Origin of the sequence: Alloyangia pacifica, from assembly GCF_900116195.1 — a bacterium.
In the GTDB taxonomy this organism is placed as follows: domain Bacteria; phylum Pseudomonadota; class Alphaproteobacteria; order Rhodobacterales; family Rhodobacteraceae; genus Salipiger; species Salipiger pacificus.
The window spans coordinates 1-26,125 of sequence record NZ_FOZW01000024.1 but is presented as its reverse complement, the minus strand read 5'-3'; the positions used below and the strand labels follow the sequence as shown (position 1 = coordinate 26,125).

Below are 26,125 nucleotides of genomic sequence, written 5' to 3'. Positions count from 1 at the left end.
AAGAGTGAGTCAGTCTTGAGGAGAAGGCTCTCACCAACATGAAAAGGGAGGAAGTCATGTTCCATGAAGCTCTTTTACGGAGCCGCCAGGCGTTGTGCCTTGCCGGGATTGCGTTGGTCGCGACCGCGGGTGGCGCCCTGGCGGAGTGGCCAGAAAAAGCCGTGACGGTCATCGTGCCATGGTCGGCAGGCGGCGGCACGGATGCAACCGCCCGCGCGGTGGCTTCGGAGCTTGAAGAGAGACTCGGTCAGCCCTTCAACGTGGTGAACCGCACCGGTGGAGGGGGGCTGGTCGGGCATAGCGCGATCGCAAATGCCCCCGCGGACGGATACACCCTAGGTGTCATTACCATCGAGAGTACGATGTTCGCCGCGCAGGGCCTGCCGGGTGTCACGCCTGAAGACTATACCTACATCGGGCGTTTCAACGCAGATCCCATCGCGATAAACATCGCGGCGGACGCCGATTACAGCGATGCCCAGGGGCTGATAGACGTGGTGCGCGCCGACCCAGGTGCTGTTGCCGCATCGGGTGCGAACAGGGGTGGCCTATCGCATTTGGCGTGGATCGGACTGTTGGACAAGCTCGACATCGATCCGGCCGCCGCGACATGGGTAGCAACCGACGGGTCTGCGCCGGCAATGCAACAGCTAGCCTCGGGTGCGATCGACGTTGTGTCGACCTCGCCCGCCGAGGCGCAGTCGTTGGTCGACGCTGGCGAAGCCAAGACCGTCGCACTGATTTCGTCGGAACGCAGTTCGCTCTATCCCGATCTGCCAACCACCACAGAGCTTTTCGATACTGACTGGTCGCCTTTGCCGTTCCGTGGCGTGGCAGCCCCCAAGGGGATCCCCGACGAGGTAGTGGCCAAGGTAGAGGCCGCGCTACAGGAGATCACTGAAGATCCGGACTTCCAGTCCTTCATGGCCTCACGCGGGTTCTCAGTGGCCTATCAGGATGCGGCTATGTTCGAGAGAACGGTAATGTCGTCCTCCGAAGGGCTTGCCTCGGCCATGAGTTCCGCCGGCCTTAGCCAGTAAAGCACGGACTCGAAAGGACCATTCCATGAGGATCGGAGATCGTCTCTTCGGGCCATTCCTGGCCCTGCTCGGCATGTTTGTCATCTGGGAGGCACAGAAGCTCCCCAAGATTCCCGGTGTCCGGTTCGGGGCTGACCTTCTGCCCACGGGAGCTGGGATTCTTCTGGTTGTGTTTGGCGGGCTGATCCTGCTGTCCGGGCTGCGCCAGCCGGGCCAGCTGCTGAATGTCGATGACTGGAAACGGCGGGGCCGCAGCGGGCTGGCCGCGCTCTGGTCGCTGGGGGGGCTGCTACTTGGGATGGTCCTTTTCGAAACCTTGGGGTTCCCGCTCATGGGAACCCTTTTCATGGCGGTCATGATGACCCTGATGGGGGCTCGGCTTCGGGTGACCATTATCGTGGCGCCGTTTTTTGTGCTGCTGTTGTATTACGTTTTTTCAGGGCTGCTGAAGGTGTCTCTGCCCGCCGGGATGCTTGACGGGATAATGCCATGAGTATCGCAACCCTCGCCGAAAGCTTCGGCATGGTTTTCCAGGCTCAGGTCCTGATCGCTATCTTGGGCGGAGCGGTTTACGGGCTGTTCATCGGGGCGCTGCCGGGCCTGACCGCTACAATGGCTACCGCGCTTCTGGTGCCGCTGACCTTCTATATGGCGCCTCTGCCCGCGATTGCGCTGATTGTGTCGTCGACGGCAATGGCGATCACGGCAGGAGACATTCCGGGGGCGCTGCTGCGCATTCCCGGTACGCCTGCCTCTGCCGCCTACACCGAGGAAAGCTATGCCATGACGCGCCGTGGAGACGCGGGTAGGGCGCTGTCCATTGGTTTTTTCTTTTCGGCGCTCGGCGGGCTGATCGGGGCGGCAGTTCTGTTGATCACCGGCCCACTTCTGGCTCGAGTTTCGTTGAACTTCTCAAGCTTCGAATTTTTCTGGCTGGCGGTGCTGGGCCTGCTGACCTGCGCACTGGTCTCGGGATCAAACCCTGTCAAGGGCTGCGTTTCCCTTGTGCTGGGTATCCTGATTTCGACCGTGGGTCTGGACATCACCACCGGGCAACCGCGTTTTGCCTTCGGGTCGGTCGAACTTTTGGGCGGGGTCAGCTTCATTCCCGTGATGATTGGCATGTTCGCCTTCTCAGAAATCCTGCGCGGCTTGTCGGCGAATGGTGACAAGGATCGGTCTGAGATGGAACCGAGCATCGACAGCCGCCAGTTGAAACCGTTTCAGGGTGTCTGGGGTCTGTTCCGCCGCTACCCTCTGAGCGTGCTGCGGGGCACGTCGCTGGGCGCATCGCTAGGCGCGCTGCCGGGCGTCGGGGGAGATCTGGCCGCATGGATCGCTTATGGCATTTCGGCCCGGTTTTCCAAGACACCCGAGAAATTCGGCAAGGGTCACGAGGAGGGCCTGATCGAAGCGACGTCGGCTAATAACTCTGGTCTGTCCTCGGCCTGGATCCCGGCGCTGGTCTTTGGAATTCCGGGAGATGCGGTGACAGCGATCGCTGTGGGCGTGCTCTACATGAAAGGTGTCTCGCCCGGGCCGCGACTGTTTGCCGAGAACCCAACGATGCCGACCGCGATCATCCTGTGCTTCTTCGTTGCCAACCTGCTGCTGTTTCCGCTGGGCTACTTCGCGATCAAGGGTGCACGGGCCGTCCTGGCGGTGCCGCGAAACGTCATCGTTCCGATGATCCTGGTCTGTTGTTTCCTTGGAGCCTACGCCATCAATAACACGCTGTTCGGCGTCGGGATCATGCTGGTGGCAGGCCTGACTGGTTACATCATGGAACGTAACGATTTCCCGATTGCCCCCGTGATCCTGGGTCTCGTGCTAGGACCGGTGCTGGAACGCAACTTTATCATGTCGATGCAGATCGCGCGCGGAGACCTCATGGGGTTCTTCCACCGCCCCGTTTCCGCGGTGCTCGGCGTCTTTGTCATCGCAGTGATTGCGGTGACCATCGTTTCCCAAGTCCGCAAGGTTCTGCGCCGATCTCGCGCAGACACTTCTGAAACTTCTCTCACGCAATAAAGGACGTTTGTCACATGCCCGATTATTTTTCTGTTCAGGACAAGGTTGCCATTGTCACCGGCGGGCTTGGCCAGTTGGGGAGCCAATTCAGCAAGCAACTTGCCGAAAACGGGGCCAAGGTCGCTATCTATGCCCGGCGCGACCGGACACAGGACGAGGTCGAAGCGCAGTTTCCCGGTCTGAGCGACCGTATCCGCGTCTACAAATCCGACGTGAAGGACAAGGACAGCCTGATCGCAGCGACCGAGTGCGTGATCGCCGACTGGGGTGTGCCGAACATCCTGGTCAACAACGCCGGGATCGACAGCAAGCCGGACGGCGCCGCCGACCAGAACGCGCCCTTCGAGATCTATCCCAAAAAATATTGGGACGACGTGATCGAGACCAATCTGACCGGCTGTATGTTGTGTTCTCAGGTGATCGGCACAAAGATGGCCGAAGCGGGCAAGGGATCTATCATCATGGTGGGTTCCATGTACGGAATGGTGTCGCCCAACCAAGCGCTCTACGCCTACCGCGAGGAGCGTGACGGCCAGCCTTTCGTCAAGGCGATCTCCTACGCCGCGTCGAAATCCGGCTTGTTGAACATGACCCGCTACCTTGCGACCTATTGGGCGAAAAAGGGCGTGCGTGTGAACCTCGTCACCTTTGGCGGCGTCAAGACGGGCTCCTTCGACAAGGAGTTTATCGACGCCTTCCTCGAACGTGTTCCCATGGGGCGCCAGGCGGAGATCGAGGAATTTGGCCCCATCGTGCAGTTCCTCGGGTCAGACGCGTCAAGCTACATGACGGGCGCGAACCTAGTGCTCGACGGGGGCTTCACCAGCTGGTGACACCAGGGCCTGTTTCTTGGGAATTGACGTGGAACAGGGAGTGCGCGCGCTGGTGTTCTTGATGTGTCGGCCGGGCTTTTGGAGACCGCCGCGCAGGTGATCACCACGCATCAGCCCGCCCCGGATTTTGCGCAGCAGAGTTCGGGTTCTCCCAGACCACGTTTTACCATCAGCTCGAGACGCAGCGCCTCTCAGAGACCGAAGCTGGAAGTGGGGCGCAAGCCGAATACCCCATCTGAGCCTAGCAGGGTGTCTAGTCTTCGGGGACCACCTCACGGGTTCGCGGCCCCGTTCCTCGCAGTAATGACCGTGAGCTGAAGATTGCCCCGTGTTCACGGTCTGGGGTGCCCGACGGATGTTTCCGGAGCTCTGTTTCCAATACAGCGACGGGCGAGCGTAGTAGCGGCATTCCGGGCCGGCGGACTCACGCCTCCGCCGGCCGGTCTTGCCGATGAGGGATGTCCTCTACGAAAGCAGGGTGCCATCATCGAAGAAGGCCGTATGCACTCTGGGGCCCCAGAAGTAGTCGGAAGCCTCGAAGGGCTCGATGATCGCGCCCGTGTTGTTGAAGAAGCCATACCCGTTGTTTTCCAGGAATTTGAGTTCGGTCTCCGTGTAGATCCCTGTGGCCAGAAGCAGGTCGACATCGCCATCGAGATCATAGTCTGCCGCTGCCTGAACATTTCCGCCTTGTTGCTGCGGCAAGGAGACCTGCGCGCTGCCGAGAGCGAATTGTTTTCCGGAAGTGGTGTTCACCACCTTATAGGTTCGAAGCCCGGCGAAGGTGTTCGCGGGGTCTTGGGTAATGCCGGCCGTCACCAACTCCACCAGACCGTCCCCGTCGAAGTCAGCGACTTCGAATGACCCGAGTGCACCATCCATCGGATCGATGTAGAGCTTGTCGCCCGCTTGGCTGTACCCGGAGCCGTCGTTGAGCCAGCCGTAAATGCCCCGTCCTTCACCGCCAACAACGAAGAGGACATCCATGTCGCCGTCATGGTCGATATCGACAACATGCGGGTCACCCATCGGAGCGTCGCTTGGAGCGTATGACTCCGTGGCTACATAAGAGCCAGAGCCATCATTGAGCATGATGGTCATGGCATTGTAGTCGTAGGCAGAGAAGACCACGACATCTTGAAGGCCGTCACCGTTGAAGTCGGCAAACCGCGCGTCGTTGTTCCCATCACCCACCGTTGCAGGGCTTTGGGACAGAACGCTGAAATTTCCGTTCCCATCATTGCCGAAGACGATGACCCGTTCTCCGAGGTAGCTCGTCGCAAGCAGATCCAGATCGCCATCTCCGTCGGCGTCGCCAACATCGTGAAGCATGATCATGTCTTCAGGAAGGGAGGCATCGTCGCGATCTTCGGTATCGACGTCGATATCGATTTGAACAATATGGTTGGGGGTGGGTATGAACTCTCCACCTCCGACATTTTCCTTCGGTCGGAACGCAAAGTTGATCGTTTCGACACGGCCCGGCTCGGTATATGGGTAGATGTCAAAGGGCCCCTGGACTTCAATGAAATCGTCGTCCCCGTCGCCATCGTAATCGATCGACATGAGCGTGCGGTAGTCAGTCCGGATGCCGGCCGCGTTCTCAATGAAGGTTGCAGTGCCATCATTGTAGACAGCAGTGACGAATTCGGCAGTGGTGGTGGTGCTCGCTTCCGCAAACCAGAAGTCAGGCGTTGGAACAGATGACGATGGAGGCTCTGCGGAGAACAGTTCCACATAGTCGATCCGCAGAGGCTCTCCGCCATCACCGGCACCGGAGAGATTCAGGACATCGCCAGCCTCGAGCCTAAGATCGGTGAAGGTAATCGTTCGAAGGCTGCCCTTGCTTGCGATGGCATCGCCGGTTGTATCATTGAACTGCCATGACCCACGAGTGCCGTAGTTGATGCCATAGCTCAAATTTGAGATGCCGTCGGTTTCATCGAAATAGGCGATGGTCAGATCGAAGAGCCCGCTGTGCTGGACAACATATTCAGCCCGGGCACCTCCCCCGGAAGTGTGTTGAAGGGTTTTCATGTCTGAGGCTGCGCCATTTTGAACAACCGAAAACCCTTCCACAACAGTGAAATCCTCTGCCTCGATCCGGATCGTCTCGCCGTAGGGAGGCGTTGTGGCAACAATATCTATGTAGTCTGTGCGCAGGGGCTCACTGCCGTCGCCGGACCCTCGAAGCTCGATTGTATCGCCGGCCTCCAGGGCGACATTGAACGCGGTGAACTCGGCTCGTGCCTGCGGCGTTACGATTTCGCTCCCGAGTAGGGAGTCCCAGGTGAATGATGCAACGACGATGTCATTGACGACGAGTTCCATTTCGGAAAATCCGTCCGTCTCATCAAAGTAGCCAATGGTGATATCGTACATCCCGGAGGGATGATATATCGCGCCAGGCCCAGAGAATATTCCGCCAGCCTGCGAGGCGTCTCCAGTTGCCTGAAGATAGGATTTTCCGGACGCATGTGGATTCGAGCGCACTGCAAATCCAGCGCCGATCATCAGGTCCTCGGCTTCGGTGCGACCAACGGACACGGGTGTGGTAAAAAGGCTCGCGGGAAAAGAAAAAACAGAATCGGACAAGGGATTACCAGGCATAGTCACCTCCCTAAAATGCGCGACTCAAATTCTCTCAAAGAATGTGCGAAATGTGCATGCTCTACCTTGACGGGTCAAGCCTCCAAGACATATTCCCAATACTGCATAATCAGGTTTGCGGGGCATCGCGACCGAATGCGCAAAAAAGGCACTTCACTGACACTGTCTTCCTCGCGGATGAATGCCTCTTCATCCCAGCCCAGGAGCCACAGGGAAAACTCGACATCCTCGTCCCAGGCGACTTCGACGACAGAAGGTTGCTCTGCATTGGCGCTGGCGAGGGTGGTGATCATGTGCGCGGGATCAATGCTTGGCAGGATGGCCAGAGCCAGAAGGCTCGCGGCAAGCAGCGCGCCTCCTCACGCCGGTCTGGGAATGAGTTGCTTGGGCCGGTAGGCAAGGCGCGCCAGAAGTGGTCGGCTTTTGGGCTGCCGTGATGGCGCCGGCATCACTGCAAGCGCATCGTGAGAACGGCGGTGCAAAATTAGTCCACTGGCCGGCAATCAGTCAAGATTCGGCAACAAGGCCGTCAGAAAGCCAAGGCACAGTATTAGGGAGAAATATCCAAAGACATGCTCCATTCCGAGTTGGTCGGCTAGAGCTCCAAGCCCCGCTGCACCTAGTGCCCCGACGCCGAAGGCAAAGCCGAACACGAAACCTGACACCATGCCGACCTTTTGTGGCAAAAGCTCCTGCGCAAAAACCACGATCGCCGAGAAGGCAGAAGACAAAACGAGCCCAACTACGATACTGAGGCCGATCGCAGCCCATAGCGATGTATGCGGGAGAACCACAGCGAACGGTAGCGCCCCCACAATCGACCCCCAGATAACTTTCTTGCGCCCGATACGGTCTCCAACGGGACCACCGAAAAACGTGCCGAGCGCAACCGCAGCGAGGAAGACGAACAGAAGCCCTTGAGCATGGGCAACTTCCATTCCGTATTTTTCGATCAGGAAAAACGCATAGTAGCTCTTGAAGGTCTCAATATAGACGAACTTGCTAAGTAGCAGCGCACCAAGAACTGCGAAGGCAACCAGAAGCCTTGCGCGGGAGAGGCGGGGCCCGATTGTTGGCCGCACCCCCGAGCTTTGCGTCATGCGCTGGTGGTTCGTAAACCAACGTGCGATCCACATTAGTATCATGACCGCTACAACAGCAAGGAGCCCAAACCAAGCAGTCGTGGCCTGTCCGAACGGCAACACAATGAGAGCAGCAGCGAGCGGCCCTAAAGCAGTCCCCGCATTTCCGCCGACCTGAAAGCTGGACTGGGCGAATCCAAAGCGTCCTCCGGACGCCATTCGGCAAACTCGCGAAGCTTCGGGATGAAACAGTGCCGACCCGAAACCAAGAGTGGCAGAAGCCAGCAATAGCCCTGCAAACGACCCGGCCGTCGCGAGCAACACCACGCCGAGCGCGACCGCGGCCATGGACACCGCAAGAGAATAAGGACGCGGACGCAAATCTCCGTAAAGTCCCAGAATGGGCTGCAAGATGCAGGCGGTGATCTGCTGAGCAAGCGTCAGGAGCCCAAGTTGGAAGTAGCTCAGCGCGTATTCTACCTTCAGCACCGGGTACAATGCGGGCAGGAGGAACTGGATCAGATCATTGATCAAATGCGTACCGCTCACTGCGAGGATAACCGCATAAGAAGTTGAGATCATGGCAGGGCGCTGCGCTATCATAGAAGCCTCGACAAGACAGAAGATCGGATAGAACCGATGAATGCAAACTGGGATCAGTTTACATGCTACAGGCGAGGCTTCGCGCTAGATCGGATGACAGGAGGCTTTAGAAAAGCTAAACTCTGAGAATGCAAAAAAAACTGCGACACCTACCTCCCTTGAATGCTTTGCGCACGTTTTCGGTTGCGGGCCGGCTCCTGAACTTCCGGGAGACTGCCGAGGAGCTTGGAGTCTCCCAAGGCGCAGTTGCTCAGCAGATAAAAATTCTGGAGGGACATATGGGCATGCCACTCTTCACACGTTTACCGCGAGGCGTGGCCCTCACCCTCGATGGGGCTACCTATCACAAAGAAATACAGCGCGCTTTTGGTATCATGCGTGAAGCGACTGATCAGCTACTAGAAAGCGGCAAGTCGCTGACCATCAGCGTGACGCCGACCTTTGCAACGAAACTTTTGATCCCAAACTTACCATCTCTCAACGCAGCACTGCCCGGTATAGAAATCCGGACTATTGCGACAGTCTCGATTACAGATTTTGACCGGGATCAAGTTGACATTGCCGTAAGGGAAACAAGTCCCCCGTTTCCCGCAAACCAAGAAGCCAAGCTGCTCTTCAATCAGGACTGGATTCTCGTCGGCAATCCACATTTGCTAAACGGGTTACCGCGTCCTTTGACACCTGAATTCATTCAGGAATTGCCTCTGCTTCACGACTCATATCAACACTGGAATGCGCACCTCAATACAGAAGCCAGATTGCCAGGGCCACGTTTCAACCAGATATCTTTAGCGCTTGACGCAGCATTGGCGGGGCAAGGGTTAGCAATCGCCAGTCGGTCATTTGTGCACAGCGATCTCCTTGCCGGCCGCCTCATTGAGGCGGGACAGGCCGGATATGAAACTGGTACCGGATACTATTTAGTGAGGAAGAAACAACGGCAGCCCTCGCGCACTATCGACGCGGTTTGGTGTTGGTGCCTTGATACCTTTTCACGGCGTTGAATTATGGGTCGGGTAGACCCTCCTTGCAGCAATTGGGCGCCCAACTGGCCCAAAAAATCTGACGGCGGACACCGTAACGTCAGGTATAACCATGTTTCCTCCTGGAGTTACCTCCGGCAATCTCAGAACTCTTCTCGAGATGTCCCTGGGAGATCGCTGTGCATATAGCGCCCACGAACCGCCCGGAGCTAAGGGCGGGAAGCAGAAGAAACCGAAACTTGATCTGATACCTGACCATAGATTGATCGTTGCTTGCCGCCCGACGGGTGTCAATCCCGGCGCACTGACCGCGCTCGCGGCGTGACAGGAAAGCTTCCCCGCGACAGCACCTCTCCCTCTTCGTCGACAACGAGACGGAACGCGCGGTCGGCGCGATAGAAGGTCATGCGCCAACGTCCTTCGTCTTTGCCCGCCCCGCGCTCGGAGCGGCTGCTGATGAGTCCGCTCCGCATCTCCTCCCGGACCTGCTCTTCCGTGACCTTGAAAGCTCGTGCGATGGTGGCTGCTTCCACAACGAACCCACTGTCGGTTTTGGATACTTCGCCCATCGCACCATCTCCCGTTCCCTGATCCCGCACCGATCGCCGCCAGTCTGGCTCTGCGCGGCCTCGCCCGATTGCGCTCGACTTCAATAGGTATTTACAATACCCCTTGAAGGGTATGCCCCGTCAATGCAACTGCGAACAAGGTGCCGCACCGATGTCTTCTATCCAGACTTCCTCATCGCCGAGCCTCTCTGCGCGACCGGCGATCACAGCCGCTCTCGAGGCGCGGACCGGGCTCGATGACGAGGTGCTGCGCGAGTTGGTCCATGCCTTCTATGGTAAAATCCGCAACGACTCGGTCCTCGGCCCTATCTTCGCGGCGCGCATCGATGACTGGTCACCGCATCTGGATCGGATGACATCCTTCTGGTCCTCCGTTGCCCTGATGACAGGCCGCTATCATGGCGCCCCGGTGCCCAAGCACGTCGGTTTGCCGATTGACTGGAGCCATTTCGAGCGGTGGCTCACACTCTTTCGTGAGACCGCAACGGAGATCTGCACACCCGCTGGCGCCGCCCATGTCATCGAGCGGGCCGAACGCATCGCCCGGTCGCTCAACTTCGCGGTCGAGGATGCCAAAGGCACCGGCATCCCGAAACTGGTTTGAGGCCGGCATGGCGAAGCATTCCGACATCGACATCGCGCGCGTTCACGACGAGACGTTCGGCACGGACCGCGCGAGGCTGCTGGTGGATCGGATCTGGCCGCGAGGAATATCGAAGGCAGATCTCGGACTCGATGACTGGCTCAAGGACATCGCGCCGACCACCGAGCTCAGGAAATGGTTCAACCACGACCCGGACAAATGGGGCGAATTCCGTAACCGTTACCTGCACGAACTGGCTGGCAACACGGACGCCGTTGACCGCTGCCTCGCATGGTGCCGAGCTGGCCCCGTCACCCTTCTCTTTGCTGCGAAGGACCGGGAACACAACCAGGCGGTGGTGCTGCGGGATTATCTGAAACAGCGTCTCACGGGGGATACCACATGAATGCCGATCTGGGGTCCCTTCGCACCCCCCTGTGCGATCTGCTGGGATGTGAGTATCCTCTTATCCTGGCCGGGATGGGAGGTGTCGCGCGCGCCGAACTGGCCGCTGCGGTCGCCAATGCGGGCGGCTTCCCGACGCTGGGGATGGTGCGCGAGGCGCCATCGCTCATCATTTCGGAAATCGAGGCCTACCGCCGGTTGTCAGACCGCCCCTTCGCGGTCAACCTCATCCCGGCAGCCACGGAGCCCGACTTGCTGCATCAGCAGATCGAAACTTGCCTTGCGATGGAGGTGGCGGTCTTTTCGTTCTTTTGGGACGTCGTGCCCGAGGCTGTTTCCCGGGTGAAGACCGCAGGCGGTCTTCTGCTGCACCAAGTGGGCACGCTGCGCGCGGCAAGGGAGGCCGAAGCCGCCGGTGCGGATGTGTTGATCGCACAAGGGCAGGATGCGGGAGGTCACGTGCACGGGCGCACCCCGACATTCGACCTGCTCCCGGCCGTGCTGGAAACCACGGCCCTGCCGGTTGTTGCCTCGGGCGGCATCTGCACCGGGCTGGCGCTGGCCGAGGCGTTGGCGATGGGGGCGCAGGGCGTGCAATGCGGCACTGCCTTCCTCGCCACGCAGGAATCCTTCGCCCATGACTGTCACAAGCGGCGCATCATCGATGCAGGGCCGCAGGACACGGTCTTGACCGATGGTTTCGTGTTGAACTGGCCCAAGGGGTCGGCCGTGCGCGTCCTGCGCAACAGCGTTACCGACGGCTTCGGCACGGATCTGATGGGCCACGATCCCGACGCGATCCCCCGCGAGGTCATCGCCCATGACGACGACATTCCACGCCTACGCCAGAGTACGGATTCACCGCTGCGCACGACGACGGGCGCGCTGGAGCAGATGCCGCATTACGCCGGTACCGGTTTGGGGGAAATCGTCGAGATCGTGCCAGCCGCGCGCCGGCTGCTCGACCTTTGTACCGAGGCGGCGGCGCTTCGCGGCATCGCCGGACGGGCGCAGGCCCCGGGCGGGGGCGCAGCATGACCATCCTACTGCTTCTCATCCCCGTGACGCTGGCGATGGGCGCTGTCGGACTCGGCGCGTTCTTCTGGACGATGAGACACGACCAATTTGACGATCCGGAAGGCGATGCCCGCCGGATCCTTCAGACGGAGGACCGTCCGTTGCCGCCAAGACATAGAACCGACCGGGAGGTTGCCAGATGATGGAGCGGTTGACAGGTGCCGAACGCCAGATCGCATTGATGATTTGTGTCGTCATGGCGATTGTCGGGCTGGTGATGGCCGCAGCGGGTCACAGCGATCCGTTGGGGATCCACGGCGCGATTGTACTGGTTGCAGCCGCTATCATGACCTGCTTCGTCCTGCGTGCGATTGGCGAGCCCGAACCGGCCGAGGACCGCACGAACAGCTACTACGACGATCCGACCAAGGCCGGGCTGGTGATCGCTCTGTTCTGGGCCGTCGTCGGTATGGGCATGGGGGTCTGGGTCGCGGCGCAACTTGCCTGGCCCGATCTGCGCTTCGACGCGGCGTGGTCGAGTTTCGGCCGCATCCGCCCCGTTCACACATCCGGGGTGATATTCGGATTCGGTGGCAATGCTCTCATCGCCACCTCCTATCACGTCATGCAACGCACCAGCCGGGCCCGTCTCGCCGGACATGTCTCACCGTGGTTCGTGCTACTGGGCTTCAACCTCTTCTGTATTATCGCCGCCTCAGGCTACCTGATAGGCGTTACCCAGTCCAAGGAATACGCCGAACCGGAATGGTATGCCGACATATGGCTAGTGATCGTCTGGGTGGTCTACTTTGTGCTCTACATCCGCACACTTGCGCGCCGCAACGAGCCGCATATCTACGTCGCCAACTGGTATTACCTCGCCTTCATCCTGGTCGTGGCCATCCTGCACATCGTCAACAACCTCGCCGTGCCCGCCAGTCTAACAGGAGCAAAGAGCTACTCGGCCTTCGCGGGCGTCCAGGACGCGATGACGCAATGGTGGTATGGCCACAACGCGGTCGCCTTTTTCCTGACCGCAGGCTTCCTCGGTATGCTCTACTACTTCCTGCCCAAGCGGGCGGAGCGGCCGATTTACTCCTACCGCCTGTCGATCCTGTCGTTCTGGGGCATCGTGTTCTTTTACATCTGGGCCGGCTCGCATCACCTGCACTACACTGCCCTGCCGCAATGGGTGCAGACGCTGGGCATGACCTTTTCGGTCATGCTGCTGGTACCCTCCTGGGCCAGTGCGGGCAACGCGCTGATGACGCTGAACGGTGCTTGGCACAAGGTGCGCGACGATGCCACGCTGCGCTTCATGATGGTGGCGGCGGTGTTCTACGGGCTGTCCACCTTCGAGGGCTCGTTCATGGCGGTGCGCGCGGTCAATTCGCTGTCGCATTACACCGACTGGACCGTGGGCCACGTCCATGCCGGCGCGATGGGCTGGGTGGCACTGATCACCTTCGGCTCGATCTACTCCGTTGTCCCACTGCTGTGGAAGCGCGAGACAATGTATTCCTGGAAGCTGGTGGAGTGGCACTTCTGGCTCGCGCTGTCGGGCACGGTGATCTACGTCTTCGCGATGTGGAACAGCGGCATCATCCAAGGGCTAATGTGGCGCACCTACACCGAGAGCGGCACGCTGGCCTATTCCTTCACCGACACGCTGGTCGCGATGCATCCCTATTACGTCGCGCGGGCCTGCGGTGGTGCCCTGTTCCTGACCGGCGCGATCCTGGCGGCCTACAACGTCTACATGACGATCCGGCACGCCCCCGAAAAACACCCGGAACGCGACTACCCCACCTCGTCCGAAGCGGCCGAGCCTGCCGTTCCGGCAGCGGAGTGACCTGATGTTGCGCAAGATCCTCTCCCCCTTCGCCCGACTGTTCGAGTTCCACGCCCGGACCCACTACCGCACCGAGCGGCACTCGATGGCCCTGACCCTCGGGATCATCGTCGCCGCCGGGGTGGGTGGGTTCGTCGAGATCGCGCCGCTCTTCACCATCGACGAAACGGTCGAGGCCGCGCCCGACATGCGGCTCTACACTCCGCTCGAACAGGCCGGGCGCGACATCTACATCCGCGAGGGCTGCTATGCCTGTCACAGCCAGATGATCCGCACGCTTCAGGACGAGGTGGACCGCTACGGGCCCTACTCGCTAGCGGTGGAATCGCAGTATGATCACCCGATGCTCTGGGGCTCCAAGCGAACGGGTCCGGACCTCGCGCGGCTGGGCAACAAGTATTCCGACGACTGGCATGTGCGCCACCTGGTCGATCCGCGCGCCGTGGTGCCGGAATCGGTGATGCCGCAATACGCCTTCCTGCTGGATACCACGCTCGAGACAGAGAGCCTGCCGGACCGCCTCGCGGCGCTGCGGGCTGTGGGCGTGCCCTACAGCGACGAACAGATCGCCAATGCCGATGCCGACGCGCGCGGACAGGCCCGGCCCGACACCGACGCAGCCGACGGGGTAAGCGAGCGATACGGAGACGCGACCAGCGTCCGCCACTTCGACGGGCAGCGGGACCGCGTCACGGAGATGGATGCTCTGGTGGCCTACCTCCAGATCCTCGGCGGGCTCACGGATGCCGCCTTCGCAAATCAGCCACTCGGGGAGGACTGAATTGATGGACCTTACCCATGATCTGACCTCGGTGATCGCCAAGTCCTTCGGGCTGTTCTACCTCATAGCCCTGTCGGTGGGGATCACCATCTACGCCTATTGGCCGTCGCTGGGCAAACGCTTCGACAAGGCCGCGAACAGTATTCTGGATGACGAGGACGGACCATGTCGGTAAAGGAACGCGACCCACTGACCGGCCACCAGACGACGGGCCACGAATGGAACGGCATCACCGAGCTGAACACACGCGTGCCGCGGGCGGTGTGGTTCTTCATCATCGTCACGCATATTTGGGCGCTGGTCTACTGGGTGCTCATGCCGGCCTGGCCTCTGGTGAATACCTATACCCGCGGGCTGCTGGGCATTGATCAGCAGGAACAGGTGGAAGAGCGCGTGGCTGCCGCGGATGCCGCCCGTGGCGTCTGGGCGGACCGGATCGCCGCGCTTCCGCTGGACAGAATCCGTGACGACACCCTGCTGATGACCCACATCGACCAGACCGCACCCGCACTCTTCGGTGACAATTGCGCAGCCTGCCACGGAAGCCGCGCCGAAGGCGGCCCCGGTTATCCCTCTCTGGTCGATGACGCGTGGCTCTGGGGCGGCGACGACGAGACGATCCTCGAAACCCTGCGTGTCGGCATCAATGCCCCGCATCCCGACACGCGCTATGCCGAGATGCTCGCCTTTGGCCGAGATGGCATGCTCGACCGGGATCAGATCCGCGTCGTGGCGGACTACGTGCAGTCGCTGGCGGGTCTCGACAGCGGTGCCTCGCCCGAGCGGCTGGAAGAAGGCGCCATGCTTTTCGCCGACAATTGCTCCAGCTGCCATGGCGAGGATGGGGCGGGCATGTACGACCTCGGGGCCCCGAACCTCACGGACAGCCACTGGATCTACGGCGGCACAGATCAGGCGCTGTTCGAGACCATCTATGGCGGCCGACAGGGCTGGATGCCCGCATGGGAAAACCGCCTGACAGAGGCGCAGCGCAAGATGCTTGCCATTTACATCACCTCGCTGGCCGATGGAGGCCCGGAATGACCATTGAGCGGCCCCGAGTTCTGGCGATCTCCGCCGCGTTTCTGGTCGTGGCCATCTTCGTGGGCGCCAACATCCATCTCGTCTCGGTCTCGCTGTCGTCGCAACCGAGCTGCGTTGAAACCGCCAAGGAAGGCGCCGGCACCTACCGCCCGGCGAAACCGTCATGCTGAGCCAGAACAACGTCCCGCCGCCGCCCGATAATCCGCACGCCGGGGGCGTCATTCCGAAGGTGGTCCCGCCCCTTGCGCGCCCGAGCCCGCACGCCCGCGATCTCCCGTGGCGCACCGCCTTCACATGGCTGCGGGCCGGGTGGCGCGATCTCTGGACCCATCCGCTTCCAAGCCTGATCTACGGCCTCGGCGTTTTCCTCGTCTCGGTCGCCGTGGTCTGGTTTCTGTTCCACTTGGATTTTGACTATGCGCTGTTCCCGGCACTCGCAGGTTTCATGGTGGTCGGGCCGCTGATCGCCGGCGGGCTCTACGAGAAGAGCCGGCGACTGGAGGCAGGCGAGCCGGTCGGCCTCGGGCCAATGCTGTTCGTCCGGCTTCGGTCCGGCGGTGCCGGTGTCTTCATGGGGGTCATGCTTCTGGGGCTCTTCCTGTTGTGGATGCGCGCGGCGGTCCTCATCTATGCGCTCTTCTTTGGCATGGTGGCCTTTCCCGGCACCGAGGAGATCGTTCCGATGCTTCTCCTAACTCCTACTGGCTGGGCCCTGCTGCTGGTCGGCTCTGCCGTCGGCGCACTCTTCGCCGCCTTCTCCTTCGCCATCAGCGTCTTCGCCTTTCCGATGCTTCTGACCGAGCGGACCGACGCGCTCTCCGCGCTCGGGATCAGCATGGCGATGGTCTGGAACAACTTTGGGGTGATGATCGCCTGGGGCGCCATCGTGGTGGCGCTGTTCGCCTTATGTCTGCTCACAGCCGGATTGGGGCTGATCCTGGTCTTTCCGCTGCTGGGCCATGCCACTTGGCATTGCTACCGCGCCATCCGCTCAGACGATGCCGCCGCGCATGAGGATGACCGCATGTTCATTCGTCCGGCCTGACCCGGAAACGGCGGGGCTGCTGAAGCCTGCGACCGGATGCGAGACCGGTCGCGGCAAGGCAAATGTCTGGGGCATCGCCAGTGCTGCACCCGAAACCGATTGGCGTCGGCGTTAGAACAAACGCAGCGCAGCTTACCCTCACAGCATCCCCTTCGACTTCTCCTTCGGGATAACGGTTTGCACACCAGTCGAGGATCAAATAGCTGATTGGAAAATGGGCGCTCGTGATGCTGATGCACACATTTTTAGCATCCAACCAACACTCCCCTTAATGCGACGAGACACATGAAGAATATCGACGAAAAGCTACAACCGATCCTTGCCGAAGTGGCGCGGCGAAACGCGGGCGAGCCGGAATTTCACCAGGCGGTGCACGAGGTGATGGAAAGCCTCGGGCGCGTCGTAGCAAAGCACCCTGATTACCTCGAACAAGCGCTCATCGAACGGATCTGCGAACCCGAGCGCCAGATCATCTTTCGCATCCCTTGGGTTGATGACCAAGGGAATGTCCAGATCAATCGAGGATTTCGCGTCCAGTTCAACTCGTCCCTCGGTCCTTACAAGGGAGGGATGCGCTTCCACCCGTCCGTCAATCTGGGGATCATCAAGTTTCTCGGCTTCGAGCAGACTTTCAAGAATGCCCTGACCGGCCTGCCGATCGGTGGCGGAAAAGGCGGAACGGATTTCGACCCCAAGAACAAATCCGATGGCGAGATCATGCGCTTCTGCCAATCTCTCATGACCGAACTGCACCGCCATCTGGGCGAGCAGACGGATGTGCCGGCCGGCGATATCGGCGTTGGAGGACGTGAAATCGGCTACATGTTCGGGCAATACAAGCGCCTGACCAACCGTTATGAATCGGGCGTGTTTACCGGCAAGGACATCGCCTACGGCGGATCCCGAGCCAGGACAGAGGCTACTGGCTTCGGCAACACGTATTTTACCAAGGCAATGCTTGAAACGCGCCAGACCGACTTCGATGGCAAGCGCGTCGTGGTGTCGGGCGCTGGCAATGTTGCCATCCATACCATCGAAAAGGTGCAGTCCTTTGGTGGCAGGGTAATCGCCTGTTCGGATTCAAGCGGCTACATCATAGACGAAGGCGGGATAGATCTTGCCCTGCTTCAGGAGGTCAAATCCGTGCGCCGAGAGCGAATTTCGGAGTATGCCCGGTTGCGTGGGGACGGGGTTCATTTTGTGCCTGTCGGGAAAGGCTCTGTCTGGGATCTACCCTGTGACGTGGCAATGCCCTCGGCCACCCAGAATGAACTGACGGGCAAGGACGCAAAATCACTGGTCAAGAACGGCGTTCTGGCTGTCGGCGAAGGCGCGAACATGCCCTGCACCCCCGAGGCGATCCGCATCCTGCGCGAGGCCGGCATTCTGTTCGGGCCCGGCAAGGCTGCGAACGCTGGGGGCGTTGCAACGTCGGCACTGGAAATGCAGCAGAACGCCAGCCGTGATCGCTGGAGCTTTGAGCAGACCGAACAACGGTTGGCACAGATCATGAAAAGCATCCACGACAGATGCGCCGAAACTGCCGATGAATATGGTGCGCCCGGAGACTATGTCCTGGGCGCGAACATCGCCGGTTTCGTGCGGGTTGCGAAAGCCATGCGGATGCTAGGCGTGATCTGAGACAATCCCCTCGGTCATCGAAAGACGAGGGCGATCTCTTCCTTGCTCAGCAGCTTCCATCGACCGGGAGCCAGGGTGTCGAGCAGGCAAAGATCGCCCAGGTGTTCACGTCGCAGAGCTTCGACGAAGTTGCCGGTGGCGGCGAACATGCGGCGAACTTGGTGGTATCGGCCTTCCGTCACGGTGATCAGGGCTTCGGTTTCCGAGATGATCTCCAACACCGCCGGTTCCAGAGGTTTGTCATCGCCTCTGAGCGTGAGTCTGCCTGACGCAAACAGTGCGGTTTCCGTGCCATCGAGTGGACGGGCAAGCGTGGCGCGGTAGGTTTTGCTGAGCCGGCTTCTGGGGCTGCTGATACGATGCAGAAGGTCACCGTCGTCGGTCAGAAGCAAAAGGCCGGTGGTCTGTTTGTCCAAACGCCCAATGGTTGAAATGGCGGGCTTGCGGCGTCGCCAGCGAGCAGGCAGCCTGTCATAGACAAGTTCGCCTGCCTCCTTGTGCGAGCAGGTCACGCCCAGGGGTTTGTTCATCATGACGACCAGGCCGGCAGGCGGATCAAGCGGCTTGCCCGCGACCGTCATGCGGCGGGGCAGGTCCGCGCTGACAGGGATTCGAACGGAGGCGTCCAGAATCTCAGCCTGATCGAAGACAATGCCACCAGCCCGCGCCAGCCGCGCGATGTCTTTGCGGGCACCATATCCCATCGAGGACAAGAGCTTGTCTACACGTGTGAATGAACTGCTGGACAAATCCGGTGATCCTCGTAAGCGAAATGCACCACGACGGGTTCTTGCGGCTCTATCGCCATGATCGGTCCCATCCGGAAAGTCCAGTTTGTATGCTGGAGAATGACCGGCTTTCGCTCCATCGGAACGATAGTTTTGGGAGTCGGAGGGTGATAGCCCAGAGCGCCATAGGATCGCTTGGTGTTGTGGTGTTTCCTTCTTCACTCGATCGGAGCCAGCGCTTGGCTGGGGCTACAGAAGATTCCTCAGCTGAACACTTTTCCCCGGACCGGGCATTGAAGTTCTCGCAGCATCCGTTCTCCCGAGGTAAACCCGTTTCGGTGTAGGCTGGCTCGGCCACGCAGGCCGAATCCAGTGCCTGACAGCTTAGACGATTCCCTCAACCACGAAGCGCGCGCCGCAACCTTTTGCGCTCTTCGAAGTCCTCGGTGACGTCGCGCATGATCGCCGCGACCGCCTGCAAGTCACCGTCCTCGCCGCGCAACGGGACGATGGAGAACTGGATCGAGATTTGCGCTCCGTCCTTCCGGACTGCTGGAACAGATAGCAGATCGCCTGCGCCATACTTGGTTTGGCCGGTCCGCATGGTGGCCTCGTAGCCGTTCCAGTGTCGCTCACGCAGTCGCTCCGGCGTGATGATGTCCAATGACTGACCAAGCGCCTCACCCTCTGAAAAGCCGAATATTCGCTCCGCGCCCCCGTTCCAGACGCGGATGATGCCTTTACGGTCCGCGACCACCAACGCATCGGGTATTCCCTCGAACAACTTTCGCGCAATCTGCTCCCTGTCCATCGTTAGCCTCCGACTGCGGACCCACGCTCGGTGAGTATGACATCCATCGGGATATCGTGGGGTTGCGGATAGATTGTGGGTAGCTTCGCCGCGGCGAGACCCACGCCGATGCTGAAGGGTCGCGGCGACAGCGCCGCCAGGGTTCGATCGAAATACCCTCCACCATAGCCAAGGCGATAGCCTTCGCTGTCCCATCCCATGAGAGGTGCGAGAACGACGTCCGGCATCACCTCCGGAGCGTCCCGTGGCGGCACGGGAATGTTCCAGTGTCCGCGCTCCATCCGGGTCTCCGGAGTCCACAGGCGGAACACCAAGGGCGCCGCCCGCGTCTCCACCAGAGGCAGAGCGATGCTGCGGCCAGACGCCTGCATCTCGACCATCAAAGGTCGCAGGTCCGGCTCATCCTTGATCGGCCAATAGAATGCGACGACTACGTCGCTCGGCCCGGCAAGGTGCTCCTCAAACAATCTCTCCAGGCCTGTCATCAGCGCTGCACTTGCTATTGTCCTCTGGGACGAGGAAAGCGTCCGACGCGCCTCGCGAAGCCGCTTGCGTTCAGCCGTGCGCCACCGGGCCACGTCGCGCGCTTGTTCGGGATCTACGGCCAAGGGGTCGAAATACCCAGGATCGACCTCTGCCGCCATGCAGGGCGGAGAGGCAAAGTTTCCCTCACTCTTGAAGCTGTTGGACTCATTGCCCATGTCCGAACTCCAAACTTCAGGTGTAGTCTTTTTCGCGGCAGGAGCCGTCTCTCCGCGCCGGGACTATTCACTTCTCTGGATAAGCGCCATAATAGGCACTGTAAATACCACTTCATGGATGGCAGATGCGCCTTACCTCCTTCACCGACTACGGACTCCGCATGCTGATGCGCCTCGCCAGCGCGCCGGACCGGGCTTTTTCCACGGCTGATCTCGCCGAGGAATTTCAGCTTTCCCGTAACCATCTCATCAAGATCATGCAGAGACTCGGCCGGGCCGGACTGGTGCAGACACGCCGTGGAGGCGGTGGCGGTGCAACCCTGGCCCACGCCCCCGAGGAAATCCGGTTGGGGGACGTGGTGCGAGTGTTGGAAGAGGGCCAAGCCCTTGTCGAGTGCTTTCAACCGAACAGCGGGGATTGCACGATCGACGGATGCTGTCGCCTAAAGACCCGGCTTCGGGTGGCCGAGATGGCCTTTATCGAGAACCTCAACCGTTCGACCCTTGCCGATGTTGCCCTCCCCGCACCGGAACCCGTCTGACGCGGCACCATGACGCCATGTTGGCGCACGTTAACTGAGACGGCGCGTTACACGCGCTTCCTTACCGCAGATCGGTCCGCTACTCGACGCGTCAGATCGGTTCCACGGTTTCGACCTTCATAACGTGGACAATGACAGTACTGCCGTCTTCTTTCTTTAGGGGCTCTTTTTGGTGTCTTGACATACCTAAGAGAGTTGCGCCGAGCAGAGATCCCACCGGAATACGGCCCGGCCGTTCTATTATGCTCATGGTCAAAATGCCTCTTTGTACTGAACCAGTACTTTCAGCATATGTAATGCGTTTCATAGGCAATGCGATTTGGTCGATGCCTTTGCCAACCGCTTTCCCGGCCTTTCGCATCTTGTAGCGCAGAATCCCTTCTACAAGACGCGGCATTTTCTGTGCCGCGGGGTCATCTCGGGAAAGTAGCCACTCGATGTCGGCGCGGTCAGAAGGCCGAAGGAAAAACTCGGCGTCGTTGACGTGCTTTTCTGGCGTGGTGTCGTAAGCAAAGCTATTTGGCACCCGCACATGTTGTGCGTTGGTCATGGTTATCTCCCAGGGGCTGATCTCAGCAGACCCGTTGTCTCTATCAGAATGTTCGAGAAAACCCCGGGTGGCCGTGAACGCGGTTACGCGCTCGCCGCCCGGGCAGGGAGGCGGTTCAGTAGCAGAAACCGGAAGAAGCTTTCGTTCGTAACCATGCATGTAAGCTATGCAACAAATGGATTCTGTCAACCGTCACGGGCGTGGTGCGGCGAAGTGACAAAACTATAGGATTTGGTCCTCACTGCTGCGCGACAATGAGGCCGTGGTCAGCGATCTCCTTTGGCGGGGCGTCATCCATGAGCCTCGTCCGCCTCTGCTGACGTCAGCGCCAGAAAGTCGCAGACGACGCCTTCCTCTTGATAAACTGACGCGGATTGCCGATATCTCAATCATGATCGTGTTCAGACTTCATAGGAGGTTCCTGCTCAACGCAGGAAACACACTGAACCGCCGGTAGCCCCGGGCGGGATCAGGCCGCTTGCCGGTCCGCGCCTCGGGGTCTTCTCGATCTCTTAACAGATCGATCGAAGTGACAAACGCGCCAACATGGCCGGAAGACCACGCCTGTGCGGGGTCGCCCAGAGGACGTGGTGCGTGCGTCTCGGTTCAGTTTCTTCGTCATGGAGCATGACATGTACCCCCACGTTTTTAAATCCAATACCCCTCACTTCCCTCCCGCTCGAACGGTCGCTCAGCGCAACCGAAAGCCCGGAGCGTTTCGACGTTGGTTCCGGACCGCATTCCACCACTGGCAACGCCGGAAAATGATCGAAACTCTTCGAGGCATGGATGATCGCCTGCTGCGCGATATCGGGATTGATCGCAGCGAAATCCCACGCGTCGTCGATGGTCTGACGGATCGCGAACTGAGCATGCGTCCAGTTTCTTCGGATGTGCAGGTCGATCCGCGGTGGCGCGGCGGCCGAACCGCATAGCCGGCCCTAGTCTCGAGAATGCGCACCACTGGACTGCAGTGGTGCGCAGCCTTCGCCGTGTAGTGGCTCCCTATGGAGCAATGGAAAGGAGTGACAAAATGATGATTTGCAAGGCAGATTTCGAAGAGCTGTTTCCGGAACTTTTCCGGCCAGGGATCATGGTGAGTTCGGTCGCTGAGCCGAGCGCCAAATGCCTGGCGCGTTGGGAAGACGATGGTGGTCGCACGACATCGGCAAACATCATCCCGCTGCCACACCGCAGGCCGATCCAGGAAGTTCGACGTAACTCAAACTTCGAGGCGCGCCGTCGGTGACCCCCTGTCATCGAAGTCCGCCTTGTGGATCTCGTCATCAATTCGCCTTCTTCACTTTCTCGGGCTTTGTGCATCCTAGTCAATTCCGGAACCGGCCCGGTCTCGAGGATTGACAGGGTGCTCCCAAAGACTAAGGTCTCCTCATGGTCACGGACGAAAACCTTTTCCGGTTTCTGCTTCTGAACCGCCCGGGTCCCCGGGCGGTCTGCGCATAAACGCGTCTGCGACCACCCGGGGCTTTCTCGCATCCTTGCATCTGAGAACGCGGGCTTCACCGCTCCGGGAGACACATCATGACCAATACCAGGATCACCCGCCTGCCTGCCGGCAGTGCCTTTCGATCACTCTTTGAACGCTCCGCTGTCGAGACAGGCTTTCTCCTCACTGTCGACGACCGGCTCGGTATCGAGCGCCTGCTCCGCCATCGCAGAACGAGGAATTCGCCAAACCCCCCTCTTCTGAATGGGCTGCTGCGCCACAAGCTGCGAATCTCGCGCGGAACTCTCGAGCCGGCTTCGCCTGATCTCGTCGTGGCCGGATCCCATGTCACCTACATGATCAGCGGTGAGGGCGCTCGCAGCGGCGTGCTTTCCATGAACCCCGCGCCGGTCCCGGGACATATCCTCGTTGCTTCATTGCTTGGAGCCACCCTGATCGGAATGCGAAAGCTGCAGAAGGTTCCGCTCCTGCGGGACGACGGTCAGATCGAAGTCGTCGTCGTACTGGATGTGCGTCCGTCGCCGGACCACGCCGCAGCCTGATGCTTTGATCCGTCCCTCGCGGGTCGGGGACTATGGGCACCCATAATTCACTCACACGACAAGTAGATTGAAAGGAAACTACGATGAACAAACAACGCTCCACCTCTCCCGGCATCGGTCGGCGGCCCAAGGTCGTCATAAGCGCTGACTGCCTGGGTAGGTTCGAGGCACTTGCCGAGGGCGCGATCCAGCGCAACCCGGACCTTGCTGACCGACTGCTCGGGGAAATCGGTCGGGCCCGTATCGTTCCGGCGGCGAAGCTCCCGCAGAACGTTGTGGCTATCGGGCGCGCGGTCACCTATCGCGACGAAACGACCGGCCAGGAAAAGACGGTAACGCCAGTCTTTCCGGAAGACGCCGACATTGCGCGCGGGCGGATCTCGATCCTGACACCGATCGGGGTTGCCCTGATAGGACTGGCAGAGGGCGCATCAATCCACTGGGACACTAGGGACGGAGAACGGCGGGTTCTGACCGTGCTCAACGTCGCATGCCAGGATGTCCCTGAAGGCCTGGAGGCACAATGAGCCCACATTCCCGGAGCCCTGCCGAAGCCCATGCTCTGCCCGGAAGGAGCCGCTCGATGCGCTGACGAAGCCACGATGCTCCTTCCGGGATATCGGCAATCGCCGCTTCGGCGCCTTTTTTTCCCGTTGAAAGAGGATCTCATGCATCGTCACCGTCCGCATGCCTGCCCGTCCTGCAAGGCATCGCTTCCCCGCGCAGCCGCTCATCGTTGCCCCAACTGTCGGCACAATTTCGGGGGCGCTACCCCCATCATCCGAATTTCCTGTCGCCGTTGTGGCTCTGCCGTCGAGCGACATGCCGGCGCCGCGGTGACCTGCCTCCAGTGCCGGTCTCGTCGACCATCGCGGCACCAGCAACAGGGCTGCTGACATGAGACTTCTCTCACATCTCCGTCGACTGATTTGGCCTTCTATCCTGCTTCTTGTCGCCACCGGCCTGCTAATCTACGATCAGGATATTGAGCGGCGGGTCGGAATGTCTCTCCGCCTGCTTGGGGGGGTTGTCGGTTGTCTTGCTGCGGCCTGGCTCGGTAGCCGGCTTTTCGGCCTGTTCGCAGATCGCCAGAGACGCGACAAGCGTCCATACCCGCGCCTGTTTCGGGATCTCGTGGCGGTTCTGCTGTTCTTCGCCGCCATCGTGGCCTCTGCCGCGCTCTTGCTGGAACAAGGTCTCCTTGGCGCGCTTGCGGGATCGAGCTTGATACTCGCGGTGTTGGGTTTCGCGATCCGGAACGTCGTGGCCGACACGCTGTCTGGCATCGCACTGGGCGTTGAAGCACCCTACCGGATTGGGGACTGGGTCGATATCGAGCAGGTCGCACGAGGCAAGGTCATCGAGATCGGCTGGCGCACGACACGGCTCCTGACGCTGGACTCGACCTACATGATCCTGCCGAACAGCCAGATCGCGCGCCGACGCATCATCAACTACTCCGCCCCGAAACCGCAGTATCGCGCGCAGCTATCTCTGAAGCTTGCGCATGAGGTTCCCGTGGACGCCGCCAAGGAATTGATCCTTAAGGCGGTAGGCCAAGCGTGTCTGATTCAGATCGAACCGGCACCGGATGTCCGCGTCCAGGAACTGGGCAGCGACGGCAATTCCTATGCGGTCCGGTTCTGGCTGTCGCGCTTCGAACGAGACGTCGATTGCCGGGACGAGTTGCTGTCTCTGATCGATCGCGCGCTGCGACAAGCGAAAGTCCCGACCCCACGAATGCAGATCGAGCTGAATCGTCCTCACGGGAAAGCTATGCTTCCCGTCGATCATGAAACGGAGGTCGCACGGATATTCGCAGCGCCTTCCAAGACAGAGCGCATCGAGGCGTGAGGAGCGGCTGACAACTTGGAGAGAAGTCCGATGAGAAACGGCCATGGCGGCCAGCACGTGGTCCTTTCCAGCTGCTCGGGGGGCGGGAAGTCGACGTTGCTGGCCGAACTCGCGCCCAGAGGCTTCGAAACTGTCGAGGAGCCCGGCAGGAAGATCGTGTCGCGGGAGTTGAATGGTGCAGGCGTGGTACTTCCCTAGGTCGATCTCGAAGCCTTCGCAAGGGACGCCATCGACATGGCGACCGGAGACCCCAACCGCGTCGCGTCTTCGCAGGGTTGGGTCTTTGTTGATTTCCACCCAGAACTGATGGGGTGGATACCCCCTCCCGACGGCATCGCAATGTGCCAAGGTGATGTGGGTCACATCACAAGAGGGAGGAAGTATCCATGACAGAAATTACCATTGTTGGGCTGGATTTGGCAAAGCGGGTTTTCCAGGTTCATGGTGCGACGGCCGATGGCGGCGTTGCTATTCGCAAGAAGCTGTCACGGGGTCAGGTGTTGGCATTTTTCGCAGATTTGCCGCCCTGCGTGGTTGCTATGGAGGCCTGCGCCACGGCCCACTACTGGGCACGTGAGATCGGTGCTCTGGGACATACCGTCAGATTGGTGCCGCCTGCCTACGTCAAGCCATTCGTCAAGCGTCAAAAGAACGATGCGGCTGACGCGGAGGCCATAGCTGAAGCAGCCAGCCGGCCGACCATGAGGTTCGTCGAGCCGAAGTCATCCCGACAGCAAGCACGCGCCATGGTCTTTCGAACCCGCGATCTGTTTGTCCGCCAGAGGACACAGACCATCAATGCGCTACGGG

The 26,125-nt window shown here is 60.2% G+C and carries 32 protein-coding genes; 24 read left to right on the top strand and 8 right to left on the bottom strand.

Annotated features, from left to right (window positions below; all coding sequences use genetic code 11):
- The first annotated feature begins 38 nt into the window (after window positions 1–38).
- Genes BM397_RS27740 through BM397_RS27725 form a run of 4 tightly spaced genes read left to right on the top strand, consistent with a single transcriptional unit; the run spans window position 39 to window position 3,904 of the window.
- Window positions 39–1,040 (top strand): tripartite tricarboxylate transporter substrate binding protein, encoded by a 1,002-nt coding sequence (locus tag BM397_RS27740; protein WP_092431141.1) that lies wholly within the window; start codon window positions 39–41, stop codon window positions 1,038–1,040.
- A 25-nt stretch (window positions 1,041–1,065) separates the two neighbouring features.
- Window positions 1,066–1,533, top strand: coding sequence for a tripartite tricarboxylate transporter TctB family protein (locus BM397_RS27735; RefSeq protein ID WP_092431140.1), 468 nt, complete (start codon window positions 1,066–1,068; stop codon window positions 1,531–1,533).
- A complete protein-coding gene (locus BM397_RS27730) occupies window positions 1,530–3,071 on the top strand; it encodes a tripartite tricarboxylate transporter permease (protein WP_092431139.1) in 1,542 nt (513 codons plus the stop codon). The genes BM397_RS27735 and BM397_RS27730 overlap by 4 nt, the downstream gene beginning before the upstream one ends.
- A 14-nt stretch (window positions 3,072–3,085) precedes the next feature.
- Window positions 3,086–3,904, top strand: a complete 819-nt coding sequence (locus BM397_RS27725; protein ID WP_092431137.1) for an SDR family oxidoreductase — start codon at window positions 3,086–3,088, stop codon at window positions 3,902–3,904.
- Window positions 3,905–4,369: 465 nt separating this feature from the next.
- Here BM397_RS27725 and BM397_RS27720 read toward each other — a convergent pair whose 3' ends face one another.
- The 3 genes from BM397_RS27720 to BM397_RS27710 all read right to left on the bottom strand — a co-directional run bounded on the left by BM397_RS27720 (window position 4,370) and on the right by BM397_RS27710 (window position 8,178).
- Window positions 4,370–6,514 (bottom strand): FG-GAP-like repeat-containing protein, encoded by a 2,145-nt coding sequence (locus BM397_RS27720; RefSeq protein ID WP_092431136.1) that lies wholly within the window; start codon window positions 6,512–6,514, stop codon window positions 4,370–4,372.
- A 74-nt stretch (window positions 6,515–6,588) separates the two neighbouring features.
- Window positions 6,589–6,807 carry a hypothetical protein gene (locus BM397_RS29160; protein ID WP_143015460.1) on the bottom strand — a complete coding sequence of 73 codons (219 nt, stop codon included), beginning with the start codon at window positions 6,805–6,807 and terminating at the stop codon, window positions 6,589–6,591.
- Window positions 6,808–7,017: 210 nt separating this feature from the next.
- The gene (locus BM397_RS27710) at window positions 7,018–8,178 is read right to left on the bottom strand and encodes an MFS transporter (RefSeq protein ID WP_245696266.1); all 1,161 of its coding nucleotides are present in this window, start codon (window positions 8,176–8,178) and stop codon (window positions 7,018–7,020) included.
- Between the two features lie 149 nt (window positions 8,179–8,327).
- Between BM397_RS27710 and BM397_RS27705 the strand changes: the two genes are divergently transcribed.
- Window positions 8,328–9,203: a LysR substrate-binding domain-containing protein gene (locus BM397_RS27705; protein ID WP_092431132.1), complete on the top strand. Its 876-nt coding sequence runs from the start codon at window positions 8,328–8,330 to the stop codon at window positions 9,201–9,203.
- Window positions 9,204–9,472: 269 nt separating this feature from the next.
- Here BM397_RS27705 and BM397_RS27700 read toward each other — a convergent pair whose 3' ends face one another.
- Window positions 9,473–9,751, bottom strand: a complete 279-nt coding sequence (locus BM397_RS27700; protein ID WP_092431130.1) for a DUF6522 family protein — start codon at window positions 9,749–9,751, stop codon at window positions 9,473–9,475.
- A 151-nt stretch (window positions 9,752–9,902) separates the two neighbouring features.
- On the opposite strand from BM397_RS27700, the gene BM397_RS27695 reads away from it, so the two are divergent.
- The 11 genes from BM397_RS27695 to gdhA all read left to right on the top strand — a co-directional run bounded on the left by BM397_RS27695 (window position 9,903) and on the right by gdhA (window position 18,119).
- A complete protein-coding gene (locus BM397_RS27695; RefSeq protein ID WP_092431129.1) occupies window positions 9,903–10,355 on the top strand; it encodes a group III truncated hemoglobin in 453 nt (150 codons plus the stop codon).
- A gap of 7 nt (window positions 10,356–10,362) precedes the next feature.
- Window positions 10,363–10,740 carry a DUF488 domain-containing protein gene (locus BM397_RS27690; protein WP_092431127.1) on the top strand — a complete coding sequence of 126 codons (378 nt, stop codon included), beginning with the start codon at window positions 10,363–10,365 and terminating at the stop codon, window positions 10,738–10,740.
- Window positions 10,737–11,777 carry an NAD(P)H-dependent flavin oxidoreductase gene (locus tag BM397_RS27685; protein WP_092431126.1) on the top strand — a complete coding sequence of 347 codons (1,041 nt, stop codon included), beginning with the start codon at window positions 10,737–10,739 and terminating at the stop codon, window positions 11,775–11,777. Before BM397_RS27690 ends, BM397_RS27685 begins: the two co-directional genes overlap by 4 nt.
- Window positions 11,774–11,959, top strand: coding sequence for a cbb3-type cytochrome oxidase assembly protein CcoS (ccoS, locus tag BM397_RS27680; RefSeq protein ID WP_092431124.1), 186 nt, complete (start codon window positions 11,774–11,776; stop codon window positions 11,957–11,959). The genes BM397_RS27685 and ccoS overlap by 4 nt, the downstream gene beginning before the upstream one ends.
- On the top strand, window positions 11,956–13,608 hold the full coding sequence (gene ccoN, locus BM397_RS27675; protein ID WP_092431123.1) for a cytochrome-c oxidase, cbb3-type subunit I: 1,653 nt from the start codon (window positions 11,956–11,958) through the stop codon (window positions 13,606–13,608). The genes ccoS and ccoN overlap by 4 nt, the downstream gene beginning before the upstream one ends.
- A gap of 4 nt (window positions 13,609–13,612) precedes the next feature.
- Window positions 13,613–14,389 (top strand): cytochrome-c oxidase, cbb3-type subunit II, encoded by a 777-nt coding sequence (ccoO, locus tag BM397_RS27670; RefSeq protein ID WP_092431121.1) that lies wholly within the window; start codon window positions 13,613–13,615, stop codon window positions 14,387–14,389.
- A gap of 4 nt (window positions 14,390–14,393) precedes the next feature.
- Window positions 14,394–14,564, top strand: a complete 171-nt coding sequence (locus tag BM397_RS27665; RefSeq protein ID WP_076534663.1) for a cbb3-type cytochrome c oxidase subunit 3 — start codon at window positions 14,394–14,396, stop codon at window positions 14,562–14,564.
- Complete coding sequence (gene ccoP / locus BM397_RS27660) at window positions 14,555–15,433, top strand: cytochrome-c oxidase, cbb3-type subunit III (protein WP_092431119.1); 879 nt, start codon at window positions 14,555–14,557, stop codon at window positions 15,431–15,433. The genes BM397_RS27665 and ccoP overlap by 10 nt, the downstream gene beginning before the upstream one ends.
- Window positions 15,430–15,603, top strand: a complete 174-nt coding sequence (locus BM397_RS29460; protein ID WP_159441485.1) for a hypothetical protein — start codon at window positions 15,430–15,432, stop codon at window positions 15,601–15,603. Before ccoP ends, BM397_RS29460 begins: the two co-directional genes overlap by 4 nt.
- Window positions 15,597–16,478, top strand: coding sequence for a DUF2189 domain-containing protein (locus BM397_RS27655; protein ID WP_092431116.1), 882 nt, complete (start codon window positions 15,597–15,599; stop codon window positions 16,476–16,478). The genes BM397_RS29460 and BM397_RS27655 overlap by 7 nt, the downstream gene beginning before the upstream one ends.
- Before the next feature lie 285 nt (window positions 16,479–16,763).
- Window positions 16,764–18,119 (top strand): NADP-specific glutamate dehydrogenase, encoded by a 1,356-nt coding sequence (gene gdhA, locus BM397_RS27650; protein ID WP_092431114.1) that lies wholly within the window; start codon window positions 16,764–16,766, stop codon window positions 18,117–18,119.
- Window positions 18,120–18,133: 14 nt separating this feature from the next.
- On the opposite strand, the gene BM397_RS27645 is transcribed toward gdhA, so the two are convergent.
- The 3 genes from BM397_RS27645 to BM397_RS27635 all read right to left on the bottom strand — a co-directional run bounded on the left by BM397_RS27645 (window position 18,134) and on the right by BM397_RS27635 (window position 20,359).
- Complete coding sequence (locus BM397_RS27645) at window positions 18,134–18,823, bottom strand: pseudouridine synthase (protein ID WP_092431112.1); 690 nt, start codon at window positions 18,821–18,823, stop codon at window positions 18,134–18,136.
- A gap of 421 nt (window positions 18,824–19,244) precedes the next feature.
- Complete coding sequence (locus BM397_RS27640; RefSeq protein WP_092431111.1) at window positions 19,245–19,658, bottom strand: PAS domain-containing protein; 414 nt, start codon at window positions 19,656–19,658, stop codon at window positions 19,245–19,247.
- A gap of 2 nt (window positions 19,659–19,660) precedes the next feature.
- The gene (locus BM397_RS27635) at window positions 19,661–20,359 is read right to left on the bottom strand and encodes a 5-formyltetrahydrofolate cyclo-ligase (RefSeq protein WP_092431110.1); all 699 of its coding nucleotides are present in this window, start codon (window positions 20,357–20,359) and stop codon (window positions 19,661–19,663) included.
- Window positions 20,360–20,484: 125 nt separating this feature from the next.
- Between BM397_RS27635 and BM397_RS27630 the strand changes: the two genes are divergently transcribed.
- Window positions 20,485–20,901 (top strand): Rrf2 family transcriptional regulator, encoded by a 417-nt coding sequence (locus BM397_RS27630; protein ID WP_092431109.1) that lies wholly within the window; start codon window positions 20,485–20,487, stop codon window positions 20,899–20,901.
- 91 nt (window positions 20,902–20,992) lie between these two features.
- Here BM397_RS27630 and BM397_RS29155 read toward each other — a convergent pair whose 3' ends face one another.
- Complete coding sequence (locus BM397_RS29155; protein WP_143015459.1) at window positions 20,993–21,451, bottom strand: hypothetical protein; 459 nt, start codon at window positions 21,449–21,451, stop codon at window positions 20,993–20,995.
- Window positions 21,452–22,071: 620 nt separating this feature from the next.
- Between BM397_RS29155 and BM397_RS29850 the strand changes: the two genes are divergently transcribed.
- The 7 genes from BM397_RS29850 to BM397_RS27595 form a co-directional block, all read left to right on the top strand.
- Window positions 22,072–22,386: a YjiS-like domain-containing protein gene (locus BM397_RS29850; protein WP_092567477.1), complete on the top strand. Its 315-nt coding sequence runs from the start codon at window positions 22,072–22,074 to the stop codon at window positions 22,384–22,386.
- A gap of 98 nt (window positions 22,387–22,484) precedes the next feature.
- Complete coding sequence (locus BM397_RS27620) at window positions 22,485–22,700, top strand: hypothetical protein (RefSeq protein WP_092567466.1); 216 nt, start codon at window positions 22,485–22,487, stop codon at window positions 22,698–22,700.
- Window positions 22,701–22,993: 293 nt separating this feature from the next.
- Complete coding sequence (locus BM397_RS27615; RefSeq protein ID WP_092431106.1) at window positions 22,994–23,461, top strand: hypothetical protein; 468 nt, start codon at window positions 22,994–22,996, stop codon at window positions 23,459–23,461.
- A gap of 83 nt (window positions 23,462–23,544) precedes the next feature.
- Window positions 23,545–23,988, top strand: a complete 444-nt coding sequence (rnk, locus tag BM397_RS27610) for a nucleoside diphosphate kinase regulator (RefSeq protein ID WP_092431105.1) — start codon at window positions 23,545–23,547, stop codon at window positions 23,986–23,988.
- A gap of 370 nt (window positions 23,989–24,358) precedes the next feature.
- Window positions 24,359–25,315 (top strand): mechanosensitive ion channel family protein, encoded by a 957-nt coding sequence (locus BM397_RS27605; protein WP_092431103.1) that lies wholly within the window; start codon window positions 24,359–24,361, stop codon window positions 25,313–25,315.
- Window positions 25,316–25,345: 30 nt separating this feature from the next.
- Window positions 25,346–25,513 (top strand): AAA family ATPase, encoded by a 168-nt coding sequence (locus BM397_RS27600; protein WP_092431101.1) that lies wholly within the window; start codon window positions 25,346–25,348, stop codon window positions 25,511–25,513.
- A gap of 188 nt (window positions 25,514–25,701) precedes the next feature.
- Window positions 25,702–26,125 (top strand): IS110 family RNA-guided transposase (locus tag BM397_RS27595; protein WP_143015457.1); only part of this gene is annotated, 424 nt, incomplete at its 3' end.

What these genes read in the sequence shown, in the direction of transcription:
- BM397_RS27615 (WP_092431106.1), top strand. Translation starts at nt 22,994, where the DNA reads ATGACCAATACCAGGATCACCCGCCTGCCTGCCGGCAGTGCCTTTCGA.
- BM397_RS27630 (WP_092431109.1), top strand. Translation starts at nt 20,485, where the DNA reads ATGCGCCTTACCTCCTTCACCGACTACGGACTCCGCATGCTGATGCGC.
- BM397_RS29850 (WP_092567477.1), top strand. Translation starts at nt 22,072, where the DNA reads ATGGAGCATGACATGTACCCCCACGTTTTTAAATCCAATACCCCTCAC.
- BM397_RS27740 (WP_092431141.1), top strand. Translation starts at nt 39, where the DNA reads ATGAAAAGGGAGGAAGTCATGTTCCATGAAGCTCTTTTACGGAGCCGC.
- rnk (WP_092431105.1), top strand. Translation starts at nt 23,545, where the DNA reads ATGAACAAACAACGCTCCACCTCTCCCGGCATCGGTCGGCGGCCCAAG.
- BM397_RS27720 (WP_092431136.1), bottom strand. Translation starts at nt 6,514, where the DNA reads ATGCCTGGTAATCCCTTGTCCGATTCTGTTTTTTCTTTTCCCGCGAGC.
- BM397_RS27635 (WP_092431110.1), bottom strand. Translation starts at nt 20,359, where the DNA reads ATGGGCAATGAGTCCAACAGCTTCAAGAGTGAGGGAAACTTTGCCTCT.
- ccoO (WP_092431121.1), top strand. Translation starts at nt 13,613, where the DNA reads ATGTTGCGCAAGATCCTCTCCCCCTTCGCCCGACTGTTCGAGTTCCAC.
- BM397_RS27700 (WP_092431130.1), bottom strand. Translation starts at nt 9,751, where the DNA reads ATGGGCGAAGTATCCAAAACCGACAGTGGGTTCGTTGTGGAAGCAGCC.
- BM397_RS27730 (WP_092431139.1), top strand. Translation starts at nt 1,530, where the DNA reads ATGAGTATCGCAACCCTCGCCGAAAGCTTCGGCATGGTTTTCCAGGCT.
- BM397_RS27620 (WP_092567466.1), top strand. Translation starts at nt 22,485, where the DNA reads ATGATGATTTGCAAGGCAGATTTCGAAGAGCTGTTTCCGGAACTTTTC.
- ccoP (WP_092431119.1), top strand. Translation starts at nt 14,555, where the DNA reads ATGTCGGTAAAGGAACGCGACCCACTGACCGGCCACCAGACGACGGGC.
- BM397_RS27695 (WP_092431129.1), top strand. Translation starts at nt 9,903, where the DNA reads ATGTCTTCTATCCAGACTTCCTCATCGCCGAGCCTCTCTGCGCGACCG.
- BM397_RS27685 (WP_092431126.1), top strand. Translation starts at nt 10,737, where the DNA reads ATGAATGCCGATCTGGGGTCCCTTCGCACCCCCCTGTGCGATCTGCTG.
- BM397_RS27705 (WP_092431132.1), top strand. Translation starts at nt 8,328, where the DNA reads ATGCAAAAAAAACTGCGACACCTACCTCCCTTGAATGCTTTGCGCACG.
- BM397_RS27735 (WP_092431140.1), top strand. Translation starts at nt 1,066, where the DNA reads ATGAGGATCGGAGATCGTCTCTTCGGGCCATTCCTGGCCCTGCTCGGC.
- gdhA (WP_092431114.1), top strand. Translation starts at nt 16,764, where the DNA reads ATGAAGAATATCGACGAAAAGCTACAACCGATCCTTGCCGAAGTGGCG.
- BM397_RS27645 (WP_092431112.1), bottom strand. Translation starts at nt 18,823, where the DNA reads ATGGGATATGGTGCCCGCAAAGACATCGCGCGGCTGGCGCGGGCTGGT.
- BM397_RS27605 (WP_092431103.1), top strand. Translation starts at nt 24,359, where the DNA reads ATGAGACTTCTCTCACATCTCCGTCGACTGATTTGGCCTTCTATCCTG.
- ccoS (WP_092431124.1), top strand. Translation starts at nt 11,774, where the DNA reads ATGACCATCCTACTGCTTCTCATCCCCGTGACGCTGGCGATGGGCGCT.
- BM397_RS27655 (WP_092431116.1), top strand. Translation starts at nt 15,597, where the DNA reads ATGCTGAGCCAGAACAACGTCCCGCCGCCGCCCGATAATCCGCACGCC.
- BM397_RS27690 (WP_092431127.1), top strand. Translation starts at nt 10,363, where the DNA reads ATGGCGAAGCATTCCGACATCGACATCGCGCGCGTTCACGACGAGACG.
- BM397_RS27665 (WP_076534663.1), top strand. Translation starts at nt 14,394, where the DNA reads ATGGACCTTACCCATGATCTGACCTCGGTGATCGCCAAGTCCTTCGGG.
- BM397_RS27710 (WP_245696266.1), bottom strand. Translation starts at nt 8,178, where the DNA reads ATGATCTCAACTTCTTATGCGGTTATCCTCGCAGTGAGCGGTACGCAT.
- BM397_RS29155 (WP_143015459.1), bottom strand. Translation starts at nt 21,451, where the DNA reads ATGACCAACGCACAACATGTGCGGGTGCCAAATAGCTTTGCTTACGAC.
- BM397_RS27640 (WP_092431111.1), bottom strand. Translation starts at nt 19,658, where the DNA reads ATGGACAGGGAGCAGATTGCGCGAAAGTTGTTCGAGGGAATACCCGAT.
- BM397_RS27600 (WP_092431101.1), top strand. Translation starts at nt 25,346, where the DNA reads ATGAGAAACGGCCATGGCGGCCAGCACGTGGTCCTTTCCAGCTGCTCG.
- BM397_RS29160 (WP_143015460.1), bottom strand. Translation starts at nt 6,807, where the DNA reads ATGATCACCACCCTCGCCAGCGCCAATGCAGAGCAACCTTCTGTCGTC.
- BM397_RS29460 (WP_159441485.1), top strand. Translation starts at nt 15,430, where the DNA reads ATGACCATTGAGCGGCCCCGAGTTCTGGCGATCTCCGCCGCGTTTCTG.
- BM397_RS27725 (WP_092431137.1), top strand. Translation starts at nt 3,086, where the DNA reads ATGCCCGATTATTTTTCTGTTCAGGACAAGGTTGCCATTGTCACCGGC.
- ccoN (WP_092431123.1), top strand. Translation starts at nt 11,956, where the DNA reads ATGATGGAGCGGTTGACAGGTGCCGAACGCCAGATCGCATTGATGATT.